Annotated in this window: 10 protein-coding genes and 3 pseudogenes; 7 read left to right on the forward strand and 6 right to left on the reverse strand. The window is 33.4% G+C overall.

Annotation, left to right across the window (positions count from 1 at the left end):
- Positions 1 to 51: 51 nt before the first annotated feature.
- Both TERY_RS33095 and argC read left to right on the forward strand, forming a co-directional pair.
- The gene (locus tag TERY_RS33095) at positions 52 to 225 is read left to right on the forward strand and encodes a hypothetical protein (protein ID WP_155994424.1); all 174 of its coding nucleotides are present in this window, start codon (positions 52 to 54) and stop codon (positions 223 to 225) included.
- 767 nt (positions 226 to 992) lie between these two features.
- Positions 993 to 2,051, forward strand: coding sequence for an N-acetyl-gamma-glutamyl-phosphate reductase (gene argC, locus TERY_RS13375; protein WP_011612330.1), 1,059 nt, complete (start codon positions 993 to 995; stop codon positions 2,049 to 2,051).
- A 1,182-nt stretch (positions 2,052 to 3,233) separates the two neighbouring features.
- Here the strand turns inward: argC and TERY_RS25355 are convergent.
- Positions 3,234 to 3,431, reverse strand: a complete 198-nt coding sequence (locus TERY_RS25355; protein ID WP_052845790.1) for a hypothetical protein — start codon at positions 3,429 to 3,431, stop codon at positions 3,234 to 3,236.
- Complete coding sequence (locus TERY_RS33100; RefSeq protein ID WP_155994425.1) at positions 3,421 to 3,567, reverse strand: hypothetical protein; 147 nt, start codon at positions 3,565 to 3,567, stop codon at positions 3,421 to 3,423. The genes TERY_RS25355 and TERY_RS33100 overlap by 11 nt, the downstream gene beginning before the upstream one ends.
- A gap of 176 nt (positions 3,568 to 3,743) precedes the next feature.
- On the opposite strand from TERY_RS33100, the gene TERY_RS33105 reads away from it, so the two are divergent.
- Together TERY_RS33105 and TERY_RS33110 are read left to right on the forward strand one after the other, a co-directional pair.
- Entirely contained in the window at positions 3,744 to 3,938 is a 195-nt protein-coding gene (locus TERY_RS33105; protein ID WP_155994426.1) for a transposase, read from the forward strand.
- An 18-nt stretch (positions 3,939 to 3,956) separates the two neighbouring features.
- On the forward strand, positions 3,957 to 4,118 hold the full coding sequence (locus TERY_RS33110) for a hypothetical protein (protein ID WP_196797034.1): 162 nt from the start codon (positions 3,957 to 3,959) through the stop codon (positions 4,116 to 4,118).
- Between the two features lie 435 nt (positions 4,119 to 4,553).
- Here the strand turns inward: TERY_RS33110 and TERY_RS36945 are convergent.
- A pseudogene (locus TERY_RS36945) lies at positions 4,554 to 4,867 on the reverse strand (IS1 family transposase); the annotation flags it as partial.
- Between the two features lie 462 nt (positions 4,868 to 5,329).
- Here TERY_RS36945 and TERY_RS30695 point away from each other — a divergent pair.
- A pseudogene (locus tag TERY_RS30695) lies at positions 5,330 to 6,123 on the forward strand (IS630 family transposase).
- Positions 6,124 to 6,396: 273 nt separating this feature from the next.
- On the opposite strand, the gene eno reads toward TERY_RS30695, so the two are convergent.
- Positions 6,397 to 7,683, reverse strand: a complete 1,287-nt coding sequence (eno, locus tag TERY_RS13395; RefSeq protein WP_011612331.1) for a phosphopyruvate hydratase — start codon at positions 7,681 to 7,683, stop codon at positions 6,397 to 6,399.
- A 1,379-nt stretch (positions 7,684 to 9,062) separates the two neighbouring features.
- Here eno and TERY_RS36950 point away from each other — a divergent pair.
- Both TERY_RS36950 and TERY_RS25360 read left to right on the forward strand, forming a co-directional pair.
- Positions 9,063 to 9,764: pseudogene (locus TERY_RS36950) on the forward strand (DegT/DnrJ/EryC1/StrS family aminotransferase).
- Positions 9,765 to 10,341: 577 nt separating this feature from the next.
- Positions 10,342 to 10,749: a methyltransferase domain-containing protein gene (locus TERY_RS25360; protein ID WP_011612332.1), complete on the forward strand. Its 408-nt coding sequence runs from the start codon at positions 10,342 to 10,344 to the stop codon at positions 10,747 to 10,749.
- 926 nt (positions 10,750 to 11,675) lie between these two features.
- On the opposite strand, the gene TERY_RS35110 is transcribed toward TERY_RS25360, so the two are convergent.
- On the reverse strand, positions 11,676 to 11,816 hold the full coding sequence (locus TERY_RS35110; protein WP_011612333.1) for a hypothetical protein: 141 nt from the start codon (positions 11,814 to 11,816) through the stop codon (positions 11,676 to 11,678).
- A gap of 864 nt (positions 11,817 to 12,680) precedes the next feature.
- Positions 12,681 to 13,928: an FtsX-like permease family protein gene (locus tag TERY_RS13420; RefSeq protein ID WP_011612334.1), complete on the reverse strand. Its 1,248-nt coding sequence runs from the start codon at positions 13,926 to 13,928 to the stop codon at positions 12,681 to 12,683.
- Between the last annotated feature and the right edge of the window lie 1,147 nt (positions 13,929 to 15,075).

Below are 15,075 nucleotides of genomic sequence, written 5' to 3' on the forward strand. Positions count from 1 at the left end.
TAGTTGATTATTTATTTACTTAAAGGCTTTTAAAACTGCTAAAAATATGATGTGAGAGGGTTGATAATTACAGGTAAAAATGAAAAAGCTCGAACAAGACTAAAGCTTTTTGAATGGATAGTTAGCGATCGCGAAGTAGAACAGAGTTTGATCCCAACACAATTACAGTTAAAGATCGCTCTGACCTTTTGGGGGAATAATATAAATTCGGTAGCATTGGTGTAACTTAGATAGTTAATTAGGAGTCAGTACTGAGAACTAAGAAGTTAGGAGGAAAGAGAACTTAGGAATATTTGCAGGTTAGGCTCAAGATAAAATATTTTTTTTAGACTGAATTAAGCAGGTTTCATATAAAGAAGGGGTTAACTTAACTAAAACGTTATTATTACACTCCAAAGCGAGCATATTTGTATGAAAGGCTTTTTCTTCCAGGCAATCGACTTTTTTTACCAATAATTAGGGAAACTACCCTAATAATCCAATACGGTTCAGTTAAGATTTTTTTTGCAGTTCTGTAATCTTAAAAACTCATAATTTTGGTTTAAGATCATAATAGTTTTGGTTTTATTTAAGCTATATTATATTATAATTAGTAACTTCAAAAAGACTCCAGCAAAGATTAGAAGTTTACCAACTAAGTCCAGTGGATAACTGTAGCTTTTGTACTGAGGAGATTATTTTGGGATTTGAAAATAAATTGTGTAAAATAAACCAAATTTATCTTTAACATTGTAAAATAAATGTGATTTGATAAAGTTCTTTTGACAAACCACTTTTTACTCCTTAACAAGACAAAAATTATAAAACATGATACTAATACCAATTTCATAAACTTAGGCTACATTACTTAAGATTAATAAGATTATATGATTTTATTCTTGAGTATAATGTGTAGCCATACTTAAGGAAATTGGTATAACTACCACCAAAATTAAAATTTGGTACTAAAATGCAGCAAAAGTTAATTTTTTTTGCTGCTAGGAGTTAATGTTATGAAAAAATCAGCACCTGTGCCAATAGGAATTGTAGGTGCTTCCGGCTATGGCGGGGTGCAACTTGTGAAGCTGCTTCAGAATCATCCCAAAGTAGAAGTTGTTTATTTGGGAGGGGATAGCAGTGCAGGAAAACCTTTTTCTTCAATCTACCCTCACTTAGAGCATTCTGTAGACTTAAAAATAGAATCAATAGAGTTGGACAAAATTGCCAATAAATCTCAGATAGTTTTCCTCTCCCTACCTAATGGTCTAGCTTGGAAGATGGCACCCAACCTATTAGAAAAAGGATGTAAAGTATTAGACCTCTCAGCTGACTATCGGTTTAGTAATCTTGAAACCTATCAATCTTGGTATGGCGGAGAACGTACAGATCAAAAAATAGCAGCTACTGCGGTTTATGGTTTACCAGAATTGTATCGCGATCGTATAGCCAATGCTCAACTTATTGGTTGTCCTGGTTGTTATGTTACTGCTAGTCTTTTAGCGCTTTCGCCACTGTTTAAACAGGGTTTGATAGTACCAGAAACTGCAATTATTGATGCTAAATCAGGTACATCGGGAGGTGGCCGAAAAGCAAATATTAATATGTTACTGGCTGAAGCAGATAACTCTGTTGGTCCTTACGGAGTAGCTAGTCATCGACATACTCCAGAAATTGAACAAATTTGTAGTAACCTGGCAGGTTATGATGTGAAAGTGCAATTCACTCCTCATCTAATGCCAATGGTACGGGGGATATTAGCTACAGTATATGGTACTCTCCGAGACCCTGGATTGGTGCGAGAAGACTTATTGACTATTTACAATGCTTTTTATCGTAATTGTCCTTGGGTAAAGGTATTGCCCAGTGGTACTTATCCTCAAACTAAGTGGGCAAGTGGTACTAATCTTTGTTATCTTGGTATTGAGGTGGATCATCGTACTGATAGAGTGATTATTATGTCAGCCATTGATAATCTAATCAAAGGTCAAGCTGGCCAGAGTATTCAGTGTATGAATTTGATGATGGGTTGGGAAGAGACTTTGGGTTTGCCTCAATTAAGTTTTTATCCCTAATAGGTGAGTGTTTTTGTTTTCTTTCTATATCTTCCCTAATATCTGTCTAGCAATTGGTTAGTTTTTTGGTGGTATTATGCCACCTACTAACCTTAATTAGCACTTTCAAAAAAGATATGATATTATGTTTAGATAATTAGTTATAATATAGTATTTATTTGTACTTTTGCTCTAGGTCCTAAAATATTTATCTATAGTATTAAAAGAATACCCACACTTCAAAATATTTTAGTGTGGGATTAATTTTAATCAATTAATTTATGCTCTGCAAAAAGAAATGATAGTTTAATCAAATTAATTATGAAATATAACTATAAATATCCTATCTATCCAAATCAAATCTATATTAATAAATTAAGTTAACTATGGAGATTAGTTCGGACATTGCGGTTGGTAGTACATAACTATTAGTAAATACCTGAAAACAAAATATCATATTTTATTGATTGTCATGTTTTAGGTATAAAATTCTTATATTACTCAATTATAAATCGAAGCTTTTTCTACGCCTTAAAGAGATAAAAAAGCTCTTTTATAGATCCTGAAAATATATTATATTCAGGAACGCCCTAATCTTGTATTAGCTATTCCTTAAACTTCTAAAAAATTGTACTTCCAAGACTATAAAAATACTGTTATTATACACAGTGGAAATTAAATAATTAGAATGTAAAACGAACAATAGTTATTAAAAGTTATTAAATTATTAGTCGATCTTCATAAAGTGTTTCATAGTAAGGCAAAAAAAAATTAATAAGCTTTCTTTAGATGTTCATTATCTTCAATTCTAATATAATCTTTTTTTCTCTTTCTTTAAATCCTTGACTAGATAATACACAATTATGCCATCCCCCTTCCCATTGATTAATGTCAGGTTGAGATTCAGCTTTCCATTCTAAAGCTTTTTCAATAAATGGTATACCTATAATATTACAATAAGTTTTTACAGTTGCTTTAGTTTTTTTACTAAATCATATGGATCAATTACTACTGTCAGTTTTCCACTAATTTCTTGAGCTATTTCAAACAGCTTATGATGATTCGTAAGTTTACGGACTTGCAAACATTCTTCATAAGTTTCACAAGGCTGTTCAAAATATAAAATAAAATCGGCTCTTTGACGGAGTTGATCACCCGTATTGCTTCATCCACTAGCCAAGCGCAACATCAAAGGTTGCCGTTTCATTCGGGGGCAAATATGTACCGATAGCCTTTAATCCTCTCAATATCTAACGCCACATCTGCACCAATTTTACAGGTATGAACCGCTTCCCCTTTGGCTTGACCCCGTTTAATTGATTCAATCATTTCTTCTGGAGTACCTGTGGGAACAGAATTTTGGATAGTTATAGCTTGGTAGATACGACCCTCAAACTTCACAAAGGGGCAGTTTCGTTGCTTTGCCCAGGATATCCCAACAAGCCATATCCAGAGCTGACTTAATATAGGGGTGACCGGGTAAGGCGATATCAATCATCCGATATATCAAACCGATACGTCGCGGGCACTTCCTCATGATTTAACACTTTGGCAAACGGTGGCTACTTATTTTGATCGTTGGCAACGTAATGGAGTATGGAAACAAATCAATGACACATTACGAAAAACAGTGAGAATTAAACAGGGTATAACTGAAGAAGCATCGGCGGCTATCATTGATTTACAGTCAGTAAAAACGATTGAAAAAGGGGGGTGCGTGGAAAAGAAGCCGGCAAAAATATCAAAGGCAGGAAACGACACAGAAGAGTGGAGACTCAAGGGTTATTGTTAACTGTAGTAGTACACTCAGCCCAGATACAGGATCGGGATGTAGCTAAGTCTGTATTTCTTCAAGCTAAACATGATGCTCCAAATCTCAAAATTGTTTGGGCAGAACAAGGCTATTGAGGAAAACTGGAGAAATCTGTGACAATGGTTTGTGGGTATAAATTAGATATTGTTAATAGAACTGAAAAAGGGTTTAAAGTTTTACCCAGACGTTGGGTAGTGGAAAGAACTTTTGCTTGCTTAGGAGGTTATTGTAGACTTTCTAAAGATTATGAAGAACATCCGGTAGTGCGTCAGTAAAGTGTGGGATAAGTAATTAAGTCGTTCCAACTCCAAGGGGCGATCGCGTTCCTCAGCTCTTTGCGCAGCAGTATTTTCTTTGTGACTATGAACCCAAATCCAATTAAAGTAAGCGATCGCTTACTTTACTTTTACCTCAGTTTGTGGCCAGAGCTTGCCAAATTTATTCTGTCGGCGATGCCATCGACCGATCTGCTGTCTGATAATTCCATTTGTGCATTCCAATTGCAGGGCAATGGTTTTTACTAATAATGTGTTCTATTACAGAGGAAGACTCGTTCATACCCTCCCCAATGATCAGTTAGCCATTTTTTACAGCTAGTTTTCCTTTTTGTGTTGACGATAAATTGCTCAATGAAATAGCGAAGCCTTCATTCATATTTCAATGATTCGTTTAATGCTCAAGCGGTTTTGGTTTTTTTTTGAGCCTAATTATGTCTGTAATTTTTCTAGCTCTCCTACTTGAAGAATTTCTTGAGGAGAGTAAGAAGGTGGTAATAGTTTTCCTACTTGTTTAATTGAGTTGATAATTGTAGTATGGTGACTTTTTTAACTCTTGATATTCCTCTTAAGCCCATACCATTAACATACACTTTTAAGCATTGATCTGTGAGTTAATCACTATAACCTGTATAAGTTTTATAGCAATCAATAAATTGACGACCAGATTCTACACAGATGTAGTTTTGCTTTTCTTTCTTTTGGCCATTTTTATTGATGTGAGTTGATTGAAATTCTGGACATTCTATAATTTTTCTGCCTAAGATCGCGATCGCTATGAACTCAAATCATACCTTAATTCACCAACGCCCAAAAGATTAATGACAGATTAGGGTCTTCAAGGGAATATATGGCTAATCAGTAGCCCAAAATGAAATTATTCGTAATTATTGTGCCCAATAGTATCTCATTCTTATTTAAAAGAACTATACTACTTGATTTATCATCTTTTTTTCTCAACTACTGTTTTTGTATTTTTTGTTGCCATAACTTTCTGCTAGCCTGTGTTTTTGAAAAGAACTAATAGCATAATTCAGGCTTGGTTAAATATTCAAATATTTGCTACCCTTAGCACATAAGTAGCTTGGATATCACTGAGCAACTTATTGTATTTCTTCTAATAAATGAAAATTGAATTTTATCTATAGTTATTATGAATAAGAATAGTACAATATAGGGGGTAAAATCAACTAGAATAAACTATTTAAAGAATATCTTACAGTCTAGATTTACAAACAAGAGTCATTGATTATATTGAAAATGGAGGAAGTATTTTATCCGCCGCCAGAATCTATAAAGTGGGACGTTCTACAATATATCGGTAGCTAGCAAGAGTATAATTAAAACTGACAAAAGTCACAAGACGCCAGCGAAAACTAGATGGGCAGGCATTAGAACAAGATGTGAAAGAAAATCCAGATTTAAGATTGTCCCCTCAAGCTGTTAAGTTTGGAGTTAATATTAGTTCAATTGGTTATGGGCTGCATCAAATGAGAATTACACAAAAAAAAAGAATTAAGGAATCGAGAAAGAAATAGGCAGCGAAAGAATAAAATACTATAAATTACTCAGAGAATTGAGCAAAAAATATGGGATATAAAGCCTTGTATATATTGATGAGAGAGGATTTGAGTCATTCCAAGAATGTCTATATGCCTGGTCAAAGAGAGGGAAAAAAGTCAGAGGGTAGAAACAAGGCAAAAGGAAAAAAAGAGAAAACTTGGTAGTAGGAAGAAGAAAAAGAAAGAAAGATTAAATTACCCCAATGATTTTTGAAAGAAGCTTAAAGGCTGTTGGATTTGAGGGATGGCTAGAATAATATTTATTACCATCAGTTGAGGGAAAATTAGTCCTAATAATGGACAATGCACCAATTCATAGAAAAACCCTGATTAAAGAATTAGTCAATGAGCAAGGACATGAGGTTATATTTCTCCCTAAATACTCTCCAGATTTAAATTATTAAGAACAGGACTTTGGCACATTAAAGAAGAAAAGAATGTAGGAAAGAAAAGATAAATCCATTGATGATATCATTCGAGATTATTGTGCCTCTTAATGTCCTAGTATTATTCAGAATGACTATATCATCAATAACTTTCCTTAATAAGGATACAAATAGTTATGCTTTTTTAAAGGCACCTGAAAAGAAGATAATAGTCAACAATTAACTTTTGGTTGAATTCCTCAGAAATAGGAAGAAACTCTAGGATGACGCCAATTGAGTTTTTCTCCCTATAATTTTTGGTATTATACGTCAGTTCTTACTAGGTTTATGCTAACTTCTACTTTTTGGGCCTAAACCTATTACACCTGCATAGACAGCGCGATCGCCCAATTCATCTTCAATTCTCAACAGTCGGTTATATTTAGCCACTCGTTCACTACGACACAGAGAACCAGTTTTAATCTGACCTGCGCGAGTTCCTACAGCTAAATCAGCAATAGTTGTATCTTCTGTTTCTCCCGAACGATGACTAATAACTGAGCGATAACTATTACGAGTAGCCAAGTCAATAGTTTCTAGAGTTTCGCTCAAAGAACCTATTTGGTTGAGTTTAATCAAAATTGAGTTACCAGCAGCCATATCAATACCTTTTTGCAGACGAGAACCATTAGTAACAAATAGATCATCTCCTACTAATTGAACTTTGCTACCTAGCTTTTGAGTTAACTGCACCCAACTTTCCCAATCTTCTTCATGTAAACCATCTTCTATGGACACAATAGGATATTGATCGACCAAACTAGCTAAATAATCAATTAATTCACTAGGAGAATGAGTTGCCCCATCATAGATATAGTTACCATCTTTGTAAAATTCGCTAGCTGCTACATCCAATGCTAAGGCAACCTGTTCTCCTGGTTTGTAACCAGCTTTTTCTATAGCTGCAATTAATATATCTAATGCTTCTTGGTTTGACCCTAAGTTGGGAGCATAACCACCTTCGTCTCCCACTCCACCCAGTAAACCTTTGTCTTTTAAAACTCCACTGAGGGTAGCAAATACTTCTGCTCCCCAACGCAATGCCTCTTTAAATGAGGTAGCACCCACAGGTACAATCATAAATTCTTGAATATCTACGTTATTAGCAGCGTGAGCACCACCGTTAATAACATTCATTAGAGGTACTGGCAGGAGACTAGCTTGTGGTCCACCTAAATAGCGATATAATGGCATACCGACAGAATTAGCTGCTGCTTTGGCTGTTGCTAGGGAGACGGCTAGAATTGCATTAGCTCCTAAATTGCTTTTGTTGGGGGAACCGTCTATTTCGATCATTTTGCTATCAACTAAGTTTTGGTTGAGAGCATTGATTTTAACTAGGTTGGGAGTAATTTGTTCTTCTACGTTTTTAACTGCTGTGAGTACCCCTTTGCCACTATAGCGTCCTTTGTCTCCATCCCGAAGTTCATGAGCTTCAAAGCTACCTGTTGATGCACCACTGGGCACTTGGGCCAATCCCATGCTCCCATTAACTAGGTGGACTTCTGCTTCCACGGTTGGACGACCACGAGAATCAAGAATTTCTCTAGCCTGAATTGATTCAATAGCTGTCTCCATACTTTTTATTCCTTATTTTGTCAAGTTTAATGGCATTGGCTAAATACTAAATCTAGGGTTATGGAAAGTTGGTCTTTAGGCCATAACTAGCAATCTTTAGCTATTCCACTGAACAGAATAAGGGTTAATTCTGTTTTTTAGCTAGATATCAAAAATGTTTAATAATTTTATTCGTTATTTTTCGAGGATATTAACACTACTGATATCAAGCAAATATTAAAAATTTTATATTTTTTTTTATACATAAATAATTCATACATAACATTATAGCAGGGAAGGGAAGAGCCTTAATATCTACAAATAGTAAGTATATAATCTTAGACATGTCCGTAAGCCCTTTAGTTATAACAGGGATTACGCAAGCATATATATATAGGGTAAAGTTCTATTAAATTGTTAATACTATAATTTAATTAGTTGTTTTTTGGATATATGACTTTGAAGAAAAGTCATATATATATTATTTAGTAACAGTAAAATCACAAAATCTCTCAAAATAAACTACCACTTTTTAAATTAATTTGAGAAAAATATTTAATGATTAGACAATAATGACAGGATTATATTATACAAATTACCATAAACTCTGCTATATCTAAATTTGTATTTAAAAATATTATTAGTCCGATAAAATGCTTAATACTTGGTGGCTAATATTATAACGATTTACAGTTTTCCCTAATTACAAGTAGGGCAAAAATTTTGAAAAATAGTATTACTTGTAAAAATATGGATTTTAATTATGTTCTAACTCGTCAATATTTACTTAAACTTCACACAAATTATACAATCACGCTCCTTAGCACTCCCCAGATCGAAAATATTAGCCATGATACAATAAACCATCATTTAAAATATTAGTCTTTAAATTCACAAGAATTAGGTCGAAATATCAAATAAGAAATCGCCCCAGATAAAAATGAATAATATAGCTTACCTATCAATTATTAATACTTTAGTTGGTTGTTTCTTTGGATTGTTTTACCTTAATATTAGGATTGAAATTGGTGATTTTGGCGCGTGATTGTACTTCCATGGTAATCATCTAACTATTAACTGAAAATCATTTTATATAGAGTCTCTTAACAATCCCAGAAATATACAACTAATTTTACTTAATTACTTATAACCATTATTGTGATATAATTAGACTCCACTAAATACTACTAGTCAATGAAATCTTAAAAAGAGTACTACAACAAAAACAAAAGTCAGTAATAAAATTTTTATTAAATTTTATTCCTCCCCATCCAATTCCTGAAGCAGGTATTAAGCAAGTCATAAAATTAATTCAAAAAGGAAGACTTTATCGTTACAATTTCTCCAATAATTTTAGCAATTGTAGTGATTCTTATGATCTAAATAATGAAGATGAAGAATTGGCGACTGAGGTAGCCAAGCTAGAATATGAGTTTAGTGTAAAGACTAAACATCAGTATGTTATTACTGTTAACTTATATGGAAGTGCTATCTTCTTAGTACTAAAAGCAAGTGGAGTCAATTTTCGCAACAAAATATTAACTAATGCTTTTACCTTCACAGCAGTTCCTAGTAGTATTATTCATGCTGGTGGTATCCCTATCTATGTGGAGTGTAACTAGAAATATATTATTTAGCTTGGAGATTTAAAACACAAAATAGAAGTTCATCAAGATGCTAAGTTTTTTGTTTTGTCCCAGATGAGAGAACATATATCTAATTTAGATGCTATTAAGAATATTTGCACTCAAGCTAGAATTTATTTTATAGAAGATTGCGCTCATAGTCTAGGAGCAAAATGGAACGGAAACTTAGTTGGACATCATGGAGAAATTGCTTGCTTTAGTACCCAAAGTTATAAGGCACTCAACTCTGGTGAAGGGGGGTTAATTGACACCAATAATGTACAATTTGCTGTCTATTATATTCTAGCAGCTAGTTATTACGAGAGGCTTTACAAGAAACATTTTGTTGTCTTGATAATGATAATTTATTTGAAAAATTTAAAGCATCATATTCCTAATTTTAGTTTGAGAATAAGTAATTTAACGGCTGCTGTTTTAAGACCTCAGATAGAATTTTTAGAAAACAAGATATCCTAAACAGGCAGGCAAAGGTACGACAAATTAGTCAAAATTATTAGCTCTGTTAAGAATATTTATATTCCCTCTCCTCTGGAAACAGTAGAAACAGCCCCTGACAGTTTATCATTTAATCTTTTGGGATTAACTTCACAACAATTAGGTAATATTCGTACAACAAACTAGACAGAGGGGTGTAACTATCTAAATATTTGGCAAAGGTGATAATTATCGTTATTACAAAAACTGGCAATATTCATTTACAGAAACACCTAGTTTAAAAAAACTGAATCAATTATTTTTTCTGCTTGTGATCTGAGATTACCATCATCTTTTAATGTAGATGACCTTAATTTAATAGGCCACATTATCAAAGATACTCTTTATAAAATATTGAGAGAAGATGATCTTCAAGATTATCTCAATGGTTTAACACAATACTTTGAAAATATAGAAGAAGTCAAAAGCAAATACGACAACTAGGTATCATTTTATGACCAAGAACATTACGATAATGGCTGGACAGTTTTACTCAACCATTTTGCTTATACCTTAATATCATATTTAAAGAAAAATGCTTTGATTTTAAATATTGGGTGTGGGAAGGGAATTAGGTCGAAAACTCAATTCTTATGACTTCAAAAACCTCCAAAGTCTAGACATTAGCCAAAAATATTTGGAGATATTAAAAGACCAAGATATATATAAAGCTTTGCATCTAGAAAAATTAGGTGAAACTCTTCCTTTTGCAGATAATCAGTTTGATGTTTTAGTATCAACTGGTGTTTTTACTCGTAATCAAGTTCCTTTAGAAAGCTTTGAAGAACTAATTCAGATTCTCAAGCCGGGTGTTATTTTTGCTGTGGTTCTCAGAGTCGAAAATGATGACTTGTATTACAAACAAATCAAAAGCTATTCTACTATAAATATCTGGGAAGAAGTTTTAAATACAAAAATTAGTATCTTAAAAATTTACAACTACGAGCTATTAATTTTACAAAAGTAGGCTGAAAAATAGATGAAGATACTGTTAGCAAAAGTAATCATTATTGTAACTTCTACCAATTGCCATGGATTAATGCTATACTTAAGTAATACTTCAAAATTTTAAGTCATTAACATACTAAGTAAATAACTTCAAACTATGTTAATTCTTATTATTTTATACAGACATTCCACGCAACGTTTCTACCACGACTCCTCTGCCCAACTCCATCTCCTTGGTAGGAGGGGAGCAAGATAGGTCCCCTGCTATTGGAAAATGTGGAAAAGTTTTTCAAGAATGGCATCATACCCTTTATTAAAAGTAATGCTATGTTTGGGAAGTGGTAAAAATGACTAGAAAAATCACAGAGGTTATTAAAAAAAAGAACTATGTCAATACATAGTATTGATAAATATAAAATTCAACTATAGCAAATTGTTTTGAGAATTTGTACTATGGGAGAGCAAAATGGCATTATACTCTGCACTTTAGTCTACCGAAATGAACACAGGTATCAGTAAAGGTATAAATCTTTACTTGGACTTCTATCTTTAACTGACCAAAGAAATATTCTTTGAGAACAAGTCAAATATTCCTAAGTTTTAAATATGGTCGCTTACTTTGAAGCATTTTTTTCTGTAAAATTTAGGTTTAATTACTCTCTCCCCGCTAGAAAATTACCAAGCAAAATCTGGCTATAAGCTATATGATGCAAAAAATTACTGATTATAATCTTGCACAGGGAAAAAGGTACCTTTTTTTTGCTGCTTCTGCTTTTTTTTAGTATATAAATTTAGTTTTCTAGCTGAGGAAGTGGAAGATTAACAATGATGTATAATAGTTGGATTTTAATTTTAAATTTTCTAAGAAATTGAAAACTATTATACCATGATAATAGTTAGAGACGTTCCACAGGAACGCCTCTAAAAAGTTTGGATTAGTATTAACTAACCAACTGTGTAAGCAGTATTAAGTCCCCAGAAAAGGAGAAAGACTATACTACCTAAGATAAGAATCGCAGAAATAGCGATCGCCCTGGGAGTATCTGCTCCCTTAAATTTCATTATGCCACGGTCAAGGTCAGACATAGTATTGATCTCCTAAATTATGCTTTTTATTTTAACTGATAATTTCTATAAATACCTCTATTTTGATCACTATGGTAGGAGTAACGGAGGGAAAAATCATTTTGTTAGTAGAAGATAATGCCGGATGGCATCGCACTCAAAAAGTTAAGATATAGCAGTCGAAGCATAGGTTAAGACATCAATATTCGGTTATATGAGCAAATCCGGAATAGAGAGAGCGTCCTAAGTTTTTGTATTTATTGCTATAAACACAAAAATTAGTGTCTTAAAAAGTTGGAGCTACCGGCTAGTAATTTTACAAAAGTAGGCTGAAAAATAGATGAAAATACTGTTGACAAAAGTAATTATTATGGTAACTAATAGCAATTTCCATAGATTAATGCTATACTTAGGTAACATTTCAGAAATTTAAGTTATTAATATATATAAGTAAATAACTTCTTTGAGTAATTTAATGTCGCGAATTTTGTGAATCATGTGATACCAATTTTCTTAAGCATGGCTACACATCATACTCAAGAATGAAATCATATAATCTTATTAATATTAAGTAATGTAGTCTAAGTTTATGAAATTGATATTAATTTGTCTGATTTCGTAAGGACATTCATGCAACATCTCTACTCCTACTCCCTTAGTCACCCCCATCCCTTCGGTGGGAAGCGGGCAATATCTGTCCCCTACTATTGGAAAAGATAGAAAAGTGTTTGAGAAATAGTATTATGGAGTATCAATGTAGCCTTATGTTCTGCACTTTGGTCTACCCTATAGGAAAACTGCTGTAAGTAAAAGTATAAATCTTTACTAGGACTTCTATCTTTGAAGTGACCAAAAAAATATTATTTGAGGACAAGTAAAATATTCTTAAGCTTTAAATACGATCGCCGGATCGATGCGAGTTACTTTTTGAATTGCAAAGAAAGCTGATCCTACACACATTACAACAGTTACACCTAATACCCCTAGTGCAGACAAAGGTGTAATTAAAATAATAATTCCTTTACTTGCCACCCAACTACTCAATCCTAAACAAACCAATATCCCAGGAATATAACCCAAAACTGCCATCCAGATTGCCTGTTCCACAATTATTGTGTATAACTCTTGATCAGATGCACCCATTGCCTTGAGAGTGCCAAACTCCTTAATATGGTCAGATACAGAAGAATATAAAATCTGAGCCACCACAACTATCCCTACAATTACACCTACTACTGCCCCCATTCCCAACACTAAACCAATATTTGTTCGTGCCAACCAAAAAAATCTAGTTTTTTCAGATAATTCCTTTCTAGTGTAAGCAGCAGTACCCGTCATTACCTCTTCTATTTTTTGTTTTAAAACTTGTAGATCTTCTCCTGGTTTAGCTTTAACTAATATATAAGCGATTGGATCTGCTATTTCTAATGTTTTGGGTGCTGGTATTTCTTTTAACTTTTGAGTGGGGTCTTTTTTCTCCATTACCCTTGTACATTGAAAATTTCCTGCTCCTACCATTTTGCAGTTAACTTCAGCATTAATACCGGCACTAATGTAGGTATTTGCATTTTCCAGAGATGTAAATAATAAGGTACTTGATACAATTGATTGAGTACCTTTTGTTACTGCAACTAATTTTGCTGGTAAAGAACCAGCGATCGCTGTTGTTCCTATTCCTTTTGAGAGCATACTAGATAATCTGCTCTGGTCGGCCATCACTGCAAAAGGTTGTTTTAAGTCCCTGAGATTACCTTCAACAACATTTCCTGGATTAAAGAGTTGTCCATCTGGGTTAAATCCAATTACCATTAATGGACTCATGTCTCCATTTTGAGGTCGCCATCTAACAGAGCCTAAAATTAAAGCTTCTACTTGCTGGACACCATCTATAGTTTTTGCCTGGTTTGATTGGCCATAAAGTAGGGGGTCTGTCAGCTCAAAATTGACCATTTCATCAGAAGTGATCCAAATATCTGCATTGGATTGATCTATTAATAAGGTTGTGGAACGAGCAAAACCATTTAATATACCTGTTTGGATTGTTACTAAGCTAACTGCAAATAATATTCCTGCTTGGGCTACTATAAACCGAGGAATATCTTCTAATAAATTTTTGCGAGCTATAGAAGCCATATTGTTTCAGTCAAACTATAGAAAGGTGCATCAACAATATAGCAATAGTGATGCTTCCTACACTAAATCAAAATTTAACAGTACTCAAGAGCCAGAAGCTTTTGTTTTCAAAGGGATGGGAGAGTAACCCTACAAAAACATTTCCTTTAAAAGGTCTGGTTGTTTCACCCAATTATTTTAACAAAAAATCTTGTAGTAATTTTTGAGTCTTAGAATTTCAATCGTAATGGTTTATAGCAAACTAAAGAGTTATTATTGTAGAGGGTAAAAATTTTGATTTATTATAATATTGGTATATTCCCCGACTGTTAGGCTAGATGCAGGGTTAGTTCTACCTAATAGAAGTTCTTCAATTGATTGAGGTTTCGCAGTCTAGTGCAATGTTTTGTCGCCAGCGCGAAACTTGACTTTAGTTTTGCCCTTACTCGGTGCGTTTGTTTTTTGTCTGGGGCTATCCGCCTCGCGACTAATACATAAGTAATATATAATACAGCATATTTTGGAAAAATGATGTATGGAGTAAATAGTAAAAATCATGTATTCCTGGTATCTTACTCGCGTAGCTCTACTTTATAACAATGCAAATAACTGTAATATATTTATTACTGCACTTTTATCACGGTCATGTTTAGTACCACAGTTAAGATAAAAGCATCTGCGCGCGAGGGAATTAATACATCTGATTTTCCACTTTTAAATCTACAACTAGAGCAAATTTGAGATATTAATTCCCAACGACTAATTACTCTAAAATTACGACCCATAAGACCTATTTTTCAGCTTTCAGACATTAGCTCTACATCTGACACCCACTCCTCTTAACTATCGGGATAGGTTATAGTTTTTTATCATACCAGAAATATATTATCGTTTTTAAACATAGTTAAGTAGGTATTCACAGGTATTCACAGAAATTACTTAACTATATTAAATTTTCTAAAGTTACTTCAATGGACTCTAGATAGTTGATTGGAATTAATTTGAGAAGAATTTACATTTTGTTAGGCAGCAACAAATTTTAACATATACCTAATTATAGCAGAAACTTCTGACCACCATTATCTATATTCAGTCTTTTCAGCTTAAGTAATAAACAGTTTGTAGCAAGGGAGTTAACAGGTTTTTTCTCCGTTAGAGCATACCTTTC

The organism is Trichodesmium erythraeum IMS101 (assembly GCF_000014265.1).
Classification (GTDB): domain Bacteria; phylum Cyanobacteriota; class Cyanobacteriia; order Cyanobacteriales; family Microcoleaceae; genus Trichodesmium; species Trichodesmium erythraeum.

Bases quoted from the DNA above. Each gene is read 5' to 3' on its own strand.
- TERY_RS35110 (WP_011612333.1), bottom strand. From the start codon at position 11,816: ATGTCTGACCTTGACCGTGGCATAATGAAATTTAAGGGAGCAGATACT.
- TERY_RS33100 (WP_155994425.1), bottom strand. From the start codon at position 3,567: ATGAGGAAGTGCCCGCGACGTATCGGTTTGATATATCGGATGATTGAT.
- argC (WP_011612330.1), top strand. From the start codon at position 993: ATGAAAAAATCAGCACCTGTGCCAATAGGAATTGTAGGTGCTTCCGGC.
- TERY_RS13420 (WP_011612334.1), bottom strand. From the start codon at position 13,928: ATGGCTTCTATAGCTCGCAAAAATTTATTAGAAGATATTCCTCGGTTT.
- eno (WP_011612331.1), bottom strand. From the start codon at position 7,683: ATGGAGACAGCTATTGAATCAATTCAGGCTAGAGAAATTCTTGATTCT.